9 protein-coding genes are annotated in these 16,370 nt (G+C 59.4%); 6 read left to right on the top strand and 3 right to left on the bottom strand.

The features are described 5' to 3' along the window. The first annotated feature begins 148 nt into the window (after nucleotides 1-148). Nucleotides 149-1,552 (top strand): aspartate aminotransferase family protein, encoded by a 1,404-nt coding sequence (locus QM588_RS24995; RefSeq protein WP_283317330.1) that lies wholly within the window; start codon nucleotides 149-151, stop codon nucleotides 1,550-1,552. A gap of 24 nt (nucleotides 1,553-1,576) precedes the next feature. Here the strand turns inward: QM588_RS24995 and QM588_RS24990 are convergent, their stop codons facing one another. Then, nucleotides 1,577-2,488, bottom strand: a complete 912-nt coding sequence (locus tag QM588_RS24990; protein WP_167329747.1) for a LysR family transcriptional regulator — start codon at nucleotides 2,486-2,488, stop codon at nucleotides 1,577-1,579. Between the two features lie 177 nt (nucleotides 2,489-2,665). On the opposite strand from QM588_RS24990, the gene QM588_RS24985 reads away from it, so the two are divergent. The 5 genes from QM588_RS24985 (at nucleotide 2,666) to QM588_RS24965 (ending at nucleotide 12,854) form a co-directional block, all read left to right on the top strand. Then, nucleotides 2,666-3,787, top strand: a complete 1,122-nt coding sequence (locus QM588_RS24985) for a tyramine oxidase subunit B (protein WP_283317329.1) — start codon at nucleotides 2,666-2,668, stop codon at nucleotides 3,785-3,787. A gap of 358 nt (nucleotides 3,788-4,145) precedes the next feature. Beyond that, nucleotides 4,146-5,549, top strand: a complete 1,404-nt coding sequence (locus tag QM588_RS24980; protein ID WP_283317328.1) for a glycerate kinase type-2 family protein — start codon at nucleotides 4,146-4,148, stop codon at nucleotides 5,547-5,549. 20 nt (nucleotides 5,550-5,569) lie between these two features. Next, on the top strand, nucleotides 5,570-6,847 hold the full coding sequence (gene eno, locus QM588_RS24975; RefSeq protein WP_283317327.1) for a phosphopyruvate hydratase: 1,278 nt from the start codon (nucleotides 5,570-5,572) through the stop codon (nucleotides 6,845-6,847). A gap of 10 nt (nucleotides 6,848-6,857) precedes the next feature. Further along, complete coding sequence (locus QM588_RS24970) at nucleotides 6,858-10,127, top strand: NAD-glutamate dehydrogenase domain-containing protein (RefSeq protein ID WP_283317325.1); 3,270 nt, start codon at nucleotides 6,858-6,860, stop codon at nucleotides 10,125-10,127. 543 nt (nucleotides 10,128-10,670) lie between these two features. Beyond that, nucleotides 10,671-12,854, top strand: coding sequence for a N,N-dimethylformamidase beta subunit family domain-containing protein (locus QM588_RS24965; RefSeq protein WP_283317324.1), 2,184 nt, complete (start codon nucleotides 10,671-10,673; stop codon nucleotides 12,852-12,854). Nucleotides 12,855-13,237: 383 nt separating this feature from the next. Here the strand turns inward: QM588_RS24965 and QM588_RS24960 are convergent, their stop codons facing one another. Both QM588_RS24960 and QM588_RS24955 read right to left on the bottom strand, forming a co-directional pair. Next, nucleotides 13,238-14,497 (bottom strand): MFS transporter, encoded by a 1,260-nt coding sequence (locus QM588_RS24960; protein ID WP_283317322.1) that lies wholly within the window; start codon nucleotides 14,495-14,497, stop codon nucleotides 13,238-13,240. A gap of 449 nt (nucleotides 14,498-14,946) precedes the next feature. After that, on the bottom strand, nucleotides 14,947-16,188 hold the full coding sequence (locus QM588_RS24955; protein WP_283317332.1) for a helix-turn-helix transcriptional regulator: 1,242 nt from the start codon (nucleotides 16,186-16,188) through the stop codon (nucleotides 14,947-14,949). Nucleotides 16,189-16,370 lie beyond the last annotated feature (182 nt).

Here is a 16,370-nt window from a genome sequence, read left to right as displayed (position 1 = left end):
ACGTGGCCGAAGGCCGCGAACTCGGCGACGTCTCCACCCTCGTCGACCCGAAGGTATTCGAGGCCATCAAAAAAGGCCGCCGCGTTACGACGACCTGAAATGCCAGATCGCCCGTTTATCCCAGTGACCGACGAAACAAGGAGCCAAGATGACTACCGAGAGTTTCACCGCAGTCAGTCCTGCGTATCGCGGGGGAACGATACCTGCAGCCGCGCAAGACCACCTCTGGATGCATTTCACGCGCATGGGCTCGTTCGATGATCGGGAAGTCCCAGTCATCACTCGAGGCGAAGGCAACTACATATACGACTCGCAGGGTCGCAAAATTCTGGACGGATTGTCAGCCCTGTTCGTTGTGCAAGCAGGTCACGGTCGCCGCGAACTCGCAGAGGTAGCGGCAGCTCAGGCAACCACGCTCGCTTACTTTCCGGTGTGGGGTTACGCAACGCCTCCAGCGATCGAGCTTGCCGAAAGACTTGCGACCTATACTCCGGGCGATCTGAACCGTGTGTTCTTCACTACCGGCGGAGGCGAGGCCGTCGAAAGTGCGTGGAAAGTCGCAAAGCAGCACTACAAGCTCATCGGTAAGCCGTTGAAGCACAAAGTGATCAGTAGAGCAACCGCGTATCACGGTACGACTCACGGGGCGCTCGCAATAACCGGTGTACCCGCGATGAAGCAAGCGTTCGAGCCATTGGCACCAGGCGGTTTCCGCGCCGCGAACACTAATTTCTATCGTGCGGAGGCACACTCGGACGATCGAGAGGCACACGCGCTGTGGGCGGCTGCTCGTATCGAGGAGGCCATCCTGTTCGAGGGCCCGGAAACGGTCGCCGCCGTGTTTGTCGAACCCGTTCAGAACTCGGGGGGATGCCTCACATCTCCTGCCTCGTACTTCAGGCGGGTTCGGGAAATCTGCGATAAGTACGATGTCCTGCTGGTGTCCGATGAGGTAATCTGCGCATTCGGTCGCCACGGAACTATGTTCGCGTGCAGCAAGTTCGGATACACACCCGACATCATCACGTGCGCAAAGGGCATGTCATCGGGGTACAGCCCAATTGGTGCAATGATCGCATCGGAACGCGTCATCGAGCCTTTCCTTGCCGATACGACCACCGCCTTCGCTCACGGGTACACATTTGGCGGCCATCCGGTGTCTGCGGCGGTTTCTCTGGCCAACTTGGCCATCTTCGAACGGGAGGGCCTGAATCAGCACGTCCTCGACAACGAGGCCGGGTTCGAGATGACTCTCGGCAAGCTCCTCGACCTCCCCATTGTGGGCGACGTTCGCGGGGATGGCTACTTCTGGGCCATCGAGCTCGTCACAGACAAGGCAACAAAGGGAAAGCTCGACGCCGCACAGCGCGAACGTCTCGTCAAGCAGTTTCTCCCGTCGGCCCTGTTCGACGCCGGGTTGTACTGTCGCCCCGACGACCGCGGCGACGCCGTGATTCAGTTGGCTCCCCCACTGACGTGCGGACAATCAGAGTTCGACGAGATGGAGCAGATACTGCGTGAGGTCCTGACGAAGGCCTACACCCTGCTTTGATACCGAATGCCCGGCCGGGTGGGGCTATTGCACGACGTCTATCCTGCGGTCGGACACGGAGACAAGAATGTTCCTCAGTTCGACCAGGACCGGTCGTGCCTCTGCACCGGTGCGTACTGCTGTGTAGACCTGGCGGGCCGGTTTGGACGCGATCGATACGAACTGAGCTTGCGGGCGATAGCCGTCCCACACCAGGTCCGGTAGCAATGTTGCGCCGTGCCCGGTCTCGGCCAGCCGGGCAAGAACCAGCAAATCCGCGGACTCGAATCGAACCCGTGGTACGAACCCCGCCGCCCTGCAGGCCGTTTCGGCCCAGTCACGCGCGGGCTTGCCCTTGGGCTCGAGGATCCAGGGGACGTCCGCGAAGTCGGCCAGTTCTTTTCTGTCCCGGTTCGGCTTCCATTTGTCGGCAACGTAGATACGCATTGGATCTTCGAAGAGCATCTTGCGGTCGATGCCAGATATCTGTGGTTGGTCGTAGCCCGGATATTCCTCTCCGAGGATGAGGTCGAATTCGCCGGCTTGCAGCGCGGAGGTTGCAGAATCGGGTTGTATTTCTGTGAGGTACAACGTCAGGTCTGGATGTCGGACATTCATCTCTTCCAGTACTCGCGGTATCAGTGTCATGGCAGCCGTCTGAAACGTTGCGACGCGCACTTCACCGACGATGTCCGAGCGGGTTGCCGCCAACGCGGCCTGTGCACGCTCGACCTGTTGAAGTATCCCCTCGGCGTGACGGACGAGGAGCTCGCCCGCGTTCGTCAGGCGGACTCGACGTCCTACTTGCTCCAGCAGAGGCACGCCGGCCTCGTTTTCGAGCTGACCTAGCTGCTGGCTCACGGTTGATGCGCTGTAGGACAACGCCTCCGCGACTTGTCCGATCGTTCCACGGCGACTGAGTTCGACGAGTAGACGCATACGGTGGAGATTCAGCATGGTAGTTCCAATCATTCAGCTTTTTCGATGATTATAGTCGAAAAACGTGCGCTGGACCGAATGCTCGTCGGCGATGAAGATTGAGTGAGTCCCGAGCCAACGGTGTCTCGGGACTCCCAAATCGCAGGTCGGATAGCTACTCACGCCACGCCGACCGTTTTTCGAGGAGTCCCCCGCATGGGAAAAGCGACCAATTTTCTGTATCTTTCCGAACCGGACTGCATTGCCGCCGGCGTCCTCGATGCTGCGCGCTGCGTGGACGTCTCGCAAGAAACGTTCGAGCTCCTAGCTACAGGTGACTATCTGATGGGCGGGCCGAACCACAACAGTCACGGAATGGGTGTCGTCTTCCCGAAGTCGAGCTCGTTCCCAAATATGCCTGTTGCCGGACCCGACCGTCGATTCGTCGCGATGCCCGGCTACCTCGGAGGACGGTTCGATGTATGCGGCAACAAGTGGTACGGATCGAATCACGCCAATACAGCCAAGGGACTACCGCGTTCGGTGCTGACGTTGATGCTCAACGACAAGGACACCGGCGAGCCGCTCGCGTTGATGTCGGCGAACCTGCTCAGCTCAGCGCGCACCGGAGCCGTTCCCGGGGTGGCATCTCGCCATCTTGCCCGTACCGACTCGCGCACTGTTGCCATTCTCGGCTGTGGGCCGATCAACCGCGCTTGCCTGCGGGGCATTGCCAGCCAACTTCCGCAACTCGAAAAAGTCTACTGCTACGACCTTTTCGAGGAAGCAGCTACCGGATTTGCAAAGTGGGCGAGCAACGAATTCGGCGTCGAGGCTGTCGCTGAGCTCGACCTGCAGACCGCCGTCGGGACTGCCGACATCGTCAGCGTTGCGGCCTCTCGAGTCAAGCCGCTCGTTGTGGAAAATTCCTGGTTCACCGCTGGTGCCACAATCCTGATATCCGGTCCGATTTCACCGGATGACGCATTCTGGACAGAGAACCGCGTCGTGCTGGACCACGTTCCACTGCACGAGGCGTACGTGGAGGAAGCAGTCGCGTCGCCGGACAAGCAGGCGGCCTACAACGGCATCATCGGCGGTCCGCTGTACCGCCTGATCGACGACGAAGTGTTGCCGCCCCTCGCTGAATTTGCCGATCTCGGATCTGTTATCCGCGGGACCGTTCCCGGACGTGTGTCCGACGACGAACGCATCGTATTCATCGCGTGCGGAATGTCAGTTTTCGACCTGTCGTGGGGATACGAGATCTACCGTACTGCGCTGGAAAAGGGCGTGGGAACCGAACTCAACCTGTGGGAATCTCCCCATACGGACTGAACCGGCCAATTGATCGATTCGCCGAAATGCACTGCACTGAAGGTGATCGAGCAACCAACTGTCGGATCACGATGCGAGTTACGCACTGGAGATCCCGCAGATAGCGAAGTTCATTCGTTTTCTCCAGCAAGCTACAACCGCCATTGATTCGTCGCCTCGGCCGTTCGACAAGCCCGAAATGCACTGCGATCACAAGTGAATCGCTGCGGATCCATGCCACGGGTCAGAACCACGACCAAGCAATCTCAGCGCTGGGACGGCACTGACCGCCCGACACATTCCAATCGAACGCGAGCCGGTCGGCGGGTGGAGCGTGACCACGTCCCGAATGCTCCTGTTCACGAAAGGCCCCAACCGAATGAGCAAAATCAGGAACCTAGACGACCTCGTCGGCCTCGGCGACGCCCGATCGCGGGACATCGTCCTGTCGATCACGGACCGAGTGCTGACGCGACTCGATGGCTACGAACGAATCAAGTCCATCATGCGTCTCGACGGCGACATCCTCACCATCGGCACTCGCACATGGGACTTGTCCACCAAACGAAACGTCTACCTCATCGGGGCCGGAAAAGCCTGCAACCACATGGCTATGGCGGTCGACGAGGTGCTGGGCGAGCGACTGACCCACGGCATCGCCATCGTCAAGGTGGCCGAGGACACCGACCGTTTCAACCGGACCTCGGTGTATGTCGGGGGTCACCCGATCCCGAACCAGGTCGGCTACGAGGCCTCGCGGGAGATCTTGGATCTGGTCGATTCCTCGGGTCCGGACGATCTGTTCATTGCCGTCATCTCCGGGGGTTCCTCGGCCTTGATGAGCTGCCCGATCGACGGAATCACACTGCAAGACGAGATGAACGCCACCGACGTTCTACTCAAGAGCGGTGCCGGCATATACGAAATCAACGCGATCCGTCGTCACATCTCGCAGATGAACGGCGGGATGCTCGCCAAGCGAATCGACGCTGTCGGTGCGGAACTCATCGGATTCGGCATCTCCGATGCCATCGGTACACCCCCGACCAACGATATCGGTCTCCCATACGCCGAGTACAAGTCCACCCCCATCGGTCCGGATCGCACTACGCTCGCCGACGCCCGGGCTGTGATCGAGAACTATGACCTCGCCGAGCGATTGCCGTCCAGCATCGTGTCGTACCTGATGAACGTCGGGGAAGAGGGTGAAACACCGAAGTCGTTTCCCCGCAACACATATTTCCTCTTGAATACTCTCCCTGACTCGGTGAGATACGCGAAAGAGGCCGCCGAGGAACTAGGACTGTCGGCGATGATCGTCAGTTCGTTCCTCGAAGGCGAGAGTAAAGATGCTGGCACGTTCTTCGCATCGGTAGCACGCGAGATCCAGGCCAGCGGCAACCCGATCACACCACCGTGTGTTCTGGTGTCAGCGGGCGAGACCACGACCGAAATTCTCGACAACAATCTCATCACAGGCAGTGGCGGTCCTGGACACGAACTCGTCGCTGCGTTTGCCATTGCAGCAGCTAGCACCCCAGGCGCGGCGATGCTTTCCATCGACTCCGAAGGCACCGACGGAACTACGTCGGCTGCGGGTGGTCTATGCGACTCGACCAGCTACGCCCGCGCTCGCGAGGCCGGCGTGAATCTGCATGCGGCACTGCGTGGTCACGCCACCCACGAGGCTCTCACCGCGATCGGCGACGCAGTACTCACCGGCAACACCGGCACCAATCTATGCGACCTCAACATCCTGTATGTTCCCGCGCTCGACGCGTGATGTAAACCCGGAGACAAAAAATGAAGATCACATCAGTCATCGCCCGTCAACTGCTCGATTGCAAGACCCGGCCAATGGTCGAAGTGGAAATTCGCACCGACACAGGACATGTAGGGCTCGGCGCAGCCCCCACCGGTAGCTCGGTGGGAGTGCACGAAGCGTTTGTCATGCGAGATGAAGACCCCACGGAATACGACGGCCTCAGCGTGCACCACGCAGTAGCCTCTGTCACCGATCACATTGCTCCGGCACTCGTCGGTTCCGACCTCGACCTGCGAGCGCTCGATCAGAAGATGATCGACCTCGACGGCACATCGGACAAGAGCAAGCTCGGGAGCAACGCCATCTATTCCGCGTCGATCGCTCTGCTGCGAGCCTCCGCCGCCGCCGCGGGAGTACCGACCTACACTTATGTGGCGGATCTGATGGGGCTTCCGGCGGTCAGCACGGTCCCGATCCCGAGCTTCAACATGATCAACGGCGGCCGCTACGGAGACCTGACACAACCGTTCAACGAGTTTCTGGTGATGCCGTACAAGGCAGAATCCATCCAGCAAGCCGTCGAGAAGAGCGTCAAGGTATTCAAGGTTCTCGATCAGCTGTTGACCGAAAAGCTGGGCCGTAAACCACAGATCGCGTCGTCCTTCGGCTACGCAGCGCCGTTCGCGGACCCGCGAGAAGTAATGAAGGTGTTGGTGGAGGCCGTGGAACGTGCTGGCTGCGCCGACATAATGGCGTTCGCCTTGGACTGTGCATCTTCCGAGATGTACGACAAGACTGCGCAGACATACGAGCTCAACGGCCGGCGGGTGTCGTCAGCCGAACTGATCGACTACACGCGACAGCTTTCCGAGGAATTTCCGCTGGTGTTCGTCGAAGATCTGCTCGACGAGGACGATTGGGATGGGTACGCACAGGCGGTTACCGAAATACCGAAGACAATCATCCTCGGGGACGATCTGATCGTCACCAACCGTGACCGTCTTCGACGCGCCGTCGAGCTGTCGGCAGTGGACGGGTTCATTCTCAAACCGAATCAGGTCGGAACAATTTCCGAAGCGCTGGATTGCTACACCTACGGCCGGGATCACGGATTGCTTTCGATTCCGTCGGGCCGGTCGGGCGGCGTCATCGACGACGTGGTCATGGACCTCTCGGTCGGACTCGGAGTTCCGTTCCAGAAGAATGGAGCTCCGCGATCGGGTGAGCGCATCGAGAAGCTGAACTTCCTACTTCGCGTGGACGATTCGGTGCCCAACTGCTCGTTGTCCGACGTCTCTACACTGGTCAAGTTCTAGGGACTCGGACATGGTATTCACACCACAGGGTGGCGACGCCGGTCTGTCGAAGATCGAGTTGTATCGCGAACCTTCTTCGATGCACGACGGTGCCCGCGTTCGAGTGTCGAGCTCGTACGTTCCGACGTTGTCCGACCTCCTTCCATTGTTCACCGCCTTCGGGCTCGAAGTCATCGATGAACGCACCGCCGAGATCGAAACATCCGAGAAGACAACATACGAAATCGATCTCGGAATTCGTACGCGAGGGGCCACGCTGTGGAGTGAAGCCACTACCGATCAGCACCAGCTGGACAACAAGTTCATCGACGCAGTGCGAGCGGTATGGACGGGCGAGTGCGAGTCGGATGCGCTGAATGCCCTCGTTCTCACTGCAGGACTTACGTGGCAACAAGTCACCTGGGTGCGCGCGATCGCGGCATACTTACGTCAGACTCAAGCTGCATTTTCGTTGCAGTACATCTGCGATGTGCTTGCGTCTCACCCTGAACTAGGCGCACTGGCAGTGGAGATCTTTCAGGAGCGTTTCGATCCGGATCGTCATTCCGGCTGCGTTTCGGCCAGCAGGACGGACAATGAGGCGGCTCTCATCGAAGGCTATGTCGACGCTCTCGACAAGGTGTCCAGTCTCGATGAGGACCGCATCCTGCGCTCGATTCTGGCAATCATTCAAGCCACCGTCAGAACCAGTGCGTTTCAACGGATCCACCAGAATGACTCGCGATCCCAGGTCAGTTTCAAGATCGAGCCCGCTCGCATCCCCGGTCTACCTCAGCCGACGCCCGTTGCGGAGATCTGGGTCTACAGTCCTCGCGTCGAGGGGGTGCACATGCGCTTCGGCAAGGTTGCCCGCGGGGGTATCCGATGGAGCGACAGACGGGAGGATTTCCGCACAGAGGTGTTGGCGCTCGCCAAGGCGCAGGTGGCCAAGAATGCTGTCATTGTTCCAACAGGGGCCAAAGGAGCATATCTACCCAAAAGGCTTCCGCCCGCGACCAATCGCGATGAATGGATCAGCGAAGGGAGGGACGCGTACAAGCAGTTCGTTGCTGGACTCCTCGATGTCACCGACAATCGAGCGGATACTGCGATTGTCGGCCCGCACCGCGTGGTACGCCATGACCAAGACGATCCATACCTCGTTGTCGCGGCAGACAAGGGAACGGCTACCTTCTCCGATTGTGCGAACGAGATCGCACGTGCCTACGACTTCTGGCTCGACGACGCCTTTGCATCCGGCGGATCCCAAGGATACGACCACAAGGCGATGGGAATCACGGCTCGGGGAGCGTGGGTCTCCGTCGAGCGCCACCTACTCGAACTCGGGATCGACCCGAAAAAGGACCAATTCACAGCCGTCGGGATCGGCGACATGAGCGGTGACGTCTTCGGCAACGGCATGCTGCTGTCACCGCACCTGAAGTTGATAGCAGCCTTCGACCACCGACACATTTTCGTGGACCCGAACCCCGAACCAGCGGCTGCATTCGGTGAGCGGCAACGTCTGGCTCTACTCGCTCGCTCGTCCTGGGCAGACTACGACCGCAGCCTGCTCAGCGCCGGTGGGCTGATCGTGGAGCGCTCAGCCAAGTCGGTTTCGCTGACACCCGCGCTACGGAAAGCCCTGGATCTCAGCCCAACCGCGTCCTCGCTCACGCCCGCCGAGCTCATCAGATCGATACTGTCGAGCAAGGTCGATCTGCTGTGGAACGGCGGCATCGGAACCTATGTGAAAGCCGGCCACGAGTCTCACTCGGACGTAGGTGACCGGAGCAACGACGGTGTTCGAATCGACGTAGATCTGCTCCGGGTCGGAGCAGTCGGAGAGGGCGGTAATCTGGGGTTGACGCAGGCTGCCCGAGTGCAAGCTGCGCTGGCAGGCATCCACGTCAACACCGATGCCGTGGACAACTCTGCTGGTGTCGACACCAGCGACTACGAAGTCAACATCAAGATTGCCCTCGGAGCCGGAACTGCCCAAAGCGGCAGTGCGTCGGAAAACAGAAGCGATCTGCTCAGTGCAATGACCGACGATGTCGCAGCAGCTGTTCTCAGCCACAACTACGACCAGAACGTCCTTCTCACCATGGAAGCGCACAGGGCGTCAGAGAACCTTCCATTGCATCGACGTCTGATGCGTTTCCTTACCGAAAAGGGGTATGTGGATCCAGCCCTCGATACCCTTCCATCGGAATCGGATTTGGCCTACCGGGTGAGCAATGGCTCGGGGTTGGTTCGTCCCGAGCTCGCCGTACTGATGGCCAGCGCGAAAAACTACCTCAAGAATGCCCTGGCCACGACCAATGTGACGAGTGACCCGGCATCCACGGCGACGCTTCGGCGTTTTTTCCCGCCCCGCGGGCCGTATAGTAGCCCCACCGGGGTGGCCGCGCATCCGCTCGCCCACGACATCGTCGTGAACCAGATCGCGAACGACGTCATCAACTTTGCCGGGATCACCGCAATCTACCGTGCAGTCGATGAGACCGAAGCTCGAGTGGATCTGGTGGTGAAGGCGTACCTTGCGGCAATCGAAGTCTTCGGGCATCGTGAGTTCAGCGAGCGACTCAAGGCCGAGGAATCTACTCTGCCACCGCTGTTGACCGCGTCGATCCGCCACGAAGGACAGCGACTCCTGGACAGAGCAGCACGATGGTTCCTCAATCGCCATCCATCGGATTTCTCGCTCGAAACGATTATAAAACCCGCGAAGGCCAGGATCGCCGCGCTGTGGCCTGACGAACCATCGCGCCTCGTGGGGGAAGAAAGAGACCGTTTCGACCGAAACATGCTTGCCTTCGAGGCAATGGGCTCGACACCGGACCTCGCGAAGGTCGCAGCTGCTTACCTCGACGGTTACGTTCTGTTGGACATCATGGAGATCGCCGACGATCTCCAACTAAAGGACGACCGGATAGCCGTTCTCTACCATTACATCTCCGAACAGTTTCGCGTCGACTACCTCTTGACTCGAGTGAGTTTGCTTCCTCGGCCGGACCAGTGGGATCGGCTAGCCCGCACCGCGCTCCGCGAAGACCTCTACGGCGTACTGAGCGAGCTGACCCGCAGTGTCGCCTCTACACGCAGTGCCGAAACACTATCGAATCAGACCCTGAAGGAACTCTTCGAGGGGTGGGAGGCTTCGACGAACCACCTGTCGCTCCGGGCACGCCGGTCCATAGGCCAGGTGTGCGTCGAATCGCGACCGTCCTTGAGTGCCATCTCGGTGGCAGTCAGGTCCCTGCGCTCGCTGACCACCGCCGGTAAACGGCAACACTGAAGCGATGTTCGGCGGATCTGAGATGGTCTGGTTTTCGGCAAGGCCTCATCGACGCAGGGACCTCAGGCTGGCGCGTCCGAATACGCGGTGCCGACGACATTGCTCATGGCTACCGGCTGTCATGAACCGGTGCCGTGGCGCGTCCGTTCGAGAAACGTCTCGGAGCCCATAGTGGAGATCTGAAGTTCCACTTACTCCCGTGCACAGCAGAACTCGATCTCGCAAGACCGAGAACCGCTCTTGCGGCCGTTCGCTTCGATCGATTGATGAGTTCTACATCAAGAAGGCAGGTCGAATCCAACAAGCCCACGGTTATGAGCGGTCATGACAAGAATTACAGCTACGCGAGTGTTCGCGACGGTGACGATTCGTCAGCGGTTTACCGCACACGGTTTACACCAGGGGGATTGCACGTCATCGAGGGCGTAGGTGAGATTGAAGGCTCATCATCGGGAAGTCTCGAAGTCATAGCCCCCAATGAGAAATAAGTACGGTCCCGACCCGGGCCCGTAAGTCCAGCTAGCAAGCCAGCGGAGGAACAGCATGAAGGTTGTTGGATACGCGGACAAGTTGAGTGTCGAGCCGGGAGCAGCGATCACCTTCATGGTGAGCTCTGAGCCCGGACGCTTCTCGGCCCAGCTCGTCCGGCTCATCCACGGCGATACGAACCCAGCCGGGCCGGGATACAAAGATGTCAACATCTCGAGCACGTTGGACGGCGAGTACGACGGTGGCGAACAGAAGCTTCGGCCGGGTTCGTTCATCCGGACACCGACCAGCGCGGCGCTCGATGAGGCACGGGACTTCACGCTACAGATGTGGATCTGCCCGACGCTTCCCACCAAGGCCGTACAGACAATGTTGTCCAAAGGAAACGGCGACGGTTTCGCCCTGCGCCTGGAGAACGGACGGCTGACGCTTCGTCTGGGCTCGGCATCGGTGTCGGTGGACCAGGTCGTGCGGGCCAACCAGTGGTACTTCGTCTCGGCAGTTTACGAATCCAACTCGGGATCCGTCCGCCTCAGCCTCGACCCGAGTAAGGGTGCAACGTTGGGATTGGGCGGCCACTCCGAAGAGACGATAGAGGCAAACAGCTCGTTGGGCGCGGGCGACGTACTTATCGCCGCAGAAAACACCCCGGACGGGGAAATCGACAACTTCTACAACGGCAAAGTCGACGCTCCGAAGATTTTTGCTCGCGTCCTCAGTGACGACGAGCTCTCCGCACTGCGCAACGACGGTGATTCAGCACCGACCGACGCCGTTGCATCGTGGGACTTCTCCCAGGGAATCAACACCTGGTCAGTAGTTGACGCCGCGGGCAACGGCCATGATGGAGAAGTATTCAACAAGCCGACGCGCGGTGTGACAGGACGCAATTGGACGGGCCAGGAGCTGGCGTGGAAGCACGCACCGCACGAGTACGGTGCCATTCACTTCCACGACGACGATCTGTCGGACGCCGGCTGGTCCCCCTCGTTCGAGTGGGAGGTACCCAAGGATTTCAAGAGTGGGGTCTACGCAGTTCGTCTCACCTCGGGAGATCACGAAGACTACGTTCCGTTCTACGTCGTTCCACCTCTCGGTCGACCGAGCGCCAAGATCGCAATCCTGCTTCCGGTCTTCAGCTACCTGGCGTACGCGAACGAACAGATGCTCGGACCGACCGGCGTCTATTCCGGCCAGCTCCCCGGGTATCCCCGACAGGCTCAAGACAAGTACGTCGTCGACACAGGACTTCGTAGCCTGTATGACCGGCACACCGACGGTAGCGGTGTGTGCTACTCATCATGGTTGCGGCCGATCGTGAACATGCGCCCCAAGTACGACATGCCATTTCTCGATCTCGGCGAAGGATCTCCACACCAGTTCAACGCAGACCTTCACCTCATCGATTGGCTCGAAGAGAAGGGCCTCGAATACGACATCATCACCGACCTCGAGCTACACCACGAGGGAGTCTCACGACTCAACGACTATCGGGTGGTGTCGACTGCGAGCCACAACGAATACTGGTCCGAAGCGATGCTCGACGCCGGTGAGGCTTACGTGAACGGCGGGGGCAGATTCATGTACCTGTCCGGCAACGGAATGTACTGGGTTACAGCGCTGGACGAAGCGACGGGTACCGGAGTAGAAATCCGCCGCAGCGGACCCGCACAGCGCTGTTGGGATGCGGCACCCGGCGAAGCAACCCTCAGCAGTAGCGGCGAACCTGGTGGTCTGTGGCGCTTCCGGGGACGGGCCCCTCAGAGATGGCTCGGTGTGGGATCGATAGCAGAGGGTGGCGGTGTCGGCCGACCCTATGATCGACAAGCAGCGAGTTTCGACTCTCGAGCCGCCTTCATCTTCGAAGGAATCGGAGACGACGAGCAGATCGGCGCGTTTCCGTGCCTCGTAAATAGTTGGGGAGCAGCAGGATTCGAGATCTGCCAGACCAATCCACTGATCGGGACACCCGAACACACAATGGTTCTGGCAAGTGCCAAAGACTTCGATACCAACGACTGGGCTGTCTTCAGCGAAGAATTTCAACTGTCAGCTATCTGGGACGGTGAGATCCGAGCCGATATGGTTTTGACCGAATATCCCAACGGTGGTGCGGTATTCGGCGTGGGGTCCATAGCTTGGTGTGGAAGTCTGTCGCACAATTCCTACGACAACAACGTTTCTCGCCTTACCGAAAACGTGTTCCGAGGCTTCGCGTCCGAGGACCTACCCAAGTGACATACCTGGAGTGACCGAACACGAATCCGCCCCTCACGATGTGTCGTGAGGGGCGGATTCGTTCGCTCCAGGTCGGTTCCGAGGGACTACGGCTGAAACTTCGGAGTCAGACGTTGAGGCGGCCGCGGCTTGTACTCTCGGCGAGATACTCTCGACGGAAACGGGGCGTGTCCCCCACCTGAATCCCCAGGCACTCTGAGTCTTGCTGGGCGACACGCCCCGGTTGGCAAATCAATACGAAACTCAGCGAGAACCCCCACCAGGTCAGCGACTCGGAGATCGTCACACCCACACGGTCCTCACTCGGGATCGTGCACAGGGCAATGGAACCGGTTGGCGAATCCTGAACGGTGAATCTCGCGAAGCGACCGACCAGCAGTGCACTAGACCTGCGACTGTGCTTCGTTCTCGCGAGCACCCACAAGGGCTGCCGATGGCTCCCTGATGAGCAGCGGACTCAGAGCGCACAACGCGACAGTTGCTACGGTCAAAGCGAAGAATCCCTGAACGAAGCCCCCGGTGGAATCTTTGACAGCCCCGAGAATATACGGGTAAGCGAAGCCACTGACCAGCCAGGGAACACCCACTATCAGGCCGTTGACCAGTCCCGAATATCTTGCTTCGACTGATTCAACTGCGGTGGCCAATGTGAGCGATTCTCCGGCATACACTCCCAGTCCGATCACCGGAACCAGCAGAGCTACCACTAGGTAGTTGCCGGTCAGCAGGAAGACAGTCAATGCTGCAAGACCACCAGCGGTCACGATACCGCTGAAAATCACTACCTTCTTCTTGCTCCCCCACTTTTCGGCAAAATACGGGACCGAGAGCGCCGCAACGGATCCGGCAATGGAGAACATAGCGGATACGAACCCGGCCAACGATTCGGACATTCCGGCATCCTCTACGAGGATTGCTGGCATCCAGCTCGCGATAACCGAAAACAGTCCGACTCCACCGATCCAGAAGAGAAGCGCGGTCATGACGTTCCGATTCTTCAAGCACTGGAACATAGCTCGTACAAGTTCGCCTGTACCAGGCCTGACAACCGCCTGGCCCGTGGCGTGTTCACTCTCCGGGTTGGGTGCATTTTTTGCGACGACGAGCACGACGATCAAAACGGCACCCATGCACACTGCCTGAACGTTCAGGCCCGTACGCCAGCCCAAGGTTGCCAGCACAGCCGAGAAAGCGAAGAGACCTAGGACAGCACCCATTCCATCGGCGGACAACATGACACCGAGCGCACGGCCTGTCTTACGCTGATCCCTGAACCAGTTCACAGCCAGGGTGTACGTTGCAACCCACAAAAATCCAACGGAGATGCCGGCAAGGACCCGAGCGACGGCCAGAAGACCGAATCCCTCGGACATGGCGAAAACTGCCTGTCCGATCACGCCGGCGGCCAGACCTGCAATAACGACGCTCTTGCATCCCCATCGAGAAGCGAAGACGCCGCCGACCAGGATCATCGACCCTGCAACGAGGCCAGTGATCGACGAAATCCCACCGGCCTGCGAGTAACTCAAGCCCAGATCTTCGCTGATAGTGCTCAAGCTCGGGCTCCACCCTACATAGGGTAGAAATGCTCCGACCAGGGCCAGATAGGCCACAGACAGGTTAATCCATCTGTTATTCGACATGTCGCTCCTTCGCGAAACGGACCTTGAGGTGTTGTTTCGTGCGGGTCCCTGCCGCGCTGAAGGGCCGGCCCACGCGAATTGAATTAGCCCTTAAAGGTTGAACCTTCCGACGCCATTGCGATATCGGCGAAGTGTCAATGAGCATCGCGTTGTCGGTGACAGAACGTAAGCATTTGCTGTCTACACACGAATCCGGAAACATCTCCGAAATGCGGCCGTCATAACCGGCGTCTGATTTGGCATCGAACCCGCTCTGGAGCATCCGACCTGCACACACGTCAGTCGGGTCTCCACACTTGAATATCTGTGGACGGCCCCCGCGCATCGTCATCAGTCAGTTCTGGGGACGAGGATCGATCGGGTTTTCCTTTGCCTAGGCAAAGAATTCGAGCCTGGCTTCACCCAGCACGGTTCACCCACAGAAATTCTCGTCTGGGTTATGACCGAGATCAGGTCGATCGTATTGCCGGTGGCGTCGTCATCCCAGCGTGAATGCCGATCGCACCGGCCTCTGCTCGGTTCGCTACGTCGAGTTTCTTGAGTATGCCGGCGACGTGAAATTTGATGGTGCTCTCGCTGATGCCGAGCTCGACGGCAATGGCCTTGTTCCGTCTACCCGCGGCCAGATGGGCGAGGACTTCGAGTTCTCGAGGATTGAGCGTCGACAGCGATTTTTCGCCCGGACGCGATGCGGGGGGATCCAATGGAATGGACATCGACACCCGGCTGCCCCACCCCTCGATCGATTCGACGTCGACGTGGCCGCGCAAGGTTGTGATCCGCCCTGCCAATTGCCGGGTGAGGGCGCGGCGGTCGATTTTCCCGGCTCCGTGGTCGCGTACCTCGATCAAGACGTTGGAGCCGTCACAGTCCCAGGCAACCCGCAACCTGGTGAGCACAGGTTGGTCGGCGAACACCAAGACAATAGCCCTGACCATTGCTCTTGCAGCGTGGGCGATCTCGCCGGGCAGGGCACGTCCGTCGGCCGGTGGCTCGATGTAGTCGACGGAGACGTCCAAGTGACGCAAGAGTGCTCGCAGTTCGCCATGAAGTCGGGCAAACGCTGTGGTGACGGCCTCTTCGGACAGAGCACGATCAGCGCTCCCAGCTGAACGCAATGCGATGAGGGCTGCCGACGCTGTCTCACTGGCAGTAATCCGCGACCGCCGGTCGTCGAGGTCGTTCGATCGCAGGGTTCCGAGAATCGATGTCAGGGTTGCCTCATGTGCTTCGGTGAGTTCAGCGAAGGTGCGGGCGCGTTCACTCGAGGCGGCTCGAGATTCTGCGAGATAGTCCGGGCTGGCCTGGGTGACCTGTTGCTGGATTGAGGTCGCGACGATGCCGAACAGCGCCGCGGCCTCGCCAGGGACGGGTGTGTCGGTTCTGGACGAATATGGGACCACAACGAGTAGAATGTCTGTGGAGTCACGGATAGCCCAGATCTGGCGTTGATCGGCGCCCAGTGTGCAGATTCCTGCGAATAGTTCACCCGGTTGAATTGTCCTTCTTACTTCTTCCAGTTCATCTGAGGTAATTCGGTCGACGATTCTGGGATTACCTGCAACTTTGCGAGGTCGGCCTGTACATTCCCTCGTGAAGATCACCAATGCATCGTGCGGCCACAGCTGGTTCAATAGTCGCGAAAATCGGCTCGCAATTTCCGGAAGGGGTCCGCTGATGACTTTTCTTATTTCTGTCCAGGAATCGATCTGGAGCCGGCCAGGGAAGTCGGAGCTCGCCACGAGATCAGGCTACGGGTCCCGCTGACGAGATGCACTAGTCGGTTGGCTAGTTACTGCCCGCCATGTGACCGAGTGCGAATAAGCCTCGCCGGCGGCAGTGTAAATACCCAGCCAGGCACGGATACTCATGT

Origin of the sequence: Rhodococcus sp. IEGM 1354 (genome assembly GCF_030056855.1) — a bacterium.
Classification (GTDB): Bacteria; Actinomycetota; Actinomycetes; order Mycobacteriales; family Mycobacteriaceae; genus Rhodococcoides.
Note: the sequence above shows the minus strand (reverse complement) of the source record. Positions and strands in the feature narration are given on the sequence as shown.

Bases quoted from the DNA above. Each gene is read 5' to 3' on its own strand.
- QM588_RS24995 (WP_283317330.1), top strand. From the start codon at position 149: ATGACTACCGAGAGTTTCACCGCAGTCAGTCCTGCGTATCGCGGGGGA.
- QM588_RS24990 (WP_167329747.1), bottom strand. From the start codon at position 2,488: ATGCTGAATCTCCACCGTATGCGTCTACTCGTCGAACTCAGTCGCCGT.
- QM588_RS24985 (WP_283317329.1), top strand. From the start codon at position 2,666: ATGGGAAAAGCGACCAATTTTCTGTATCTTTCCGAACCGGACTGCATT.
- QM588_RS24980 (WP_283317328.1), top strand. From the start codon at position 4,146: ATGAGCAAAATCAGGAACCTAGACGACCTCGTCGGCCTCGGCGACGCC.
- eno (WP_283317327.1), top strand. From the start codon at position 5,570: ATGAAGATCACATCAGTCATCGCCCGTCAACTGCTCGATTGCAAGACC.
- QM588_RS24970 (WP_283317325.1), top strand. From the start codon at position 6,858: ATGGTATTCACACCACAGGGTGGCGACGCCGGTCTGTCGAAGATCGAG.
- QM588_RS24965 (WP_283317324.1), top strand. From the start codon at position 10,671: ATGAAGGTTGTTGGATACGCGGACAAGTTGAGTGTCGAGCCGGGAGCA.
- QM588_RS24960 (WP_283317322.1), bottom strand. From the start codon at position 14,497: ATGTCGAATAACAGATGGATTAACCTGTCTGTGGCCTATCTGGCCCTG.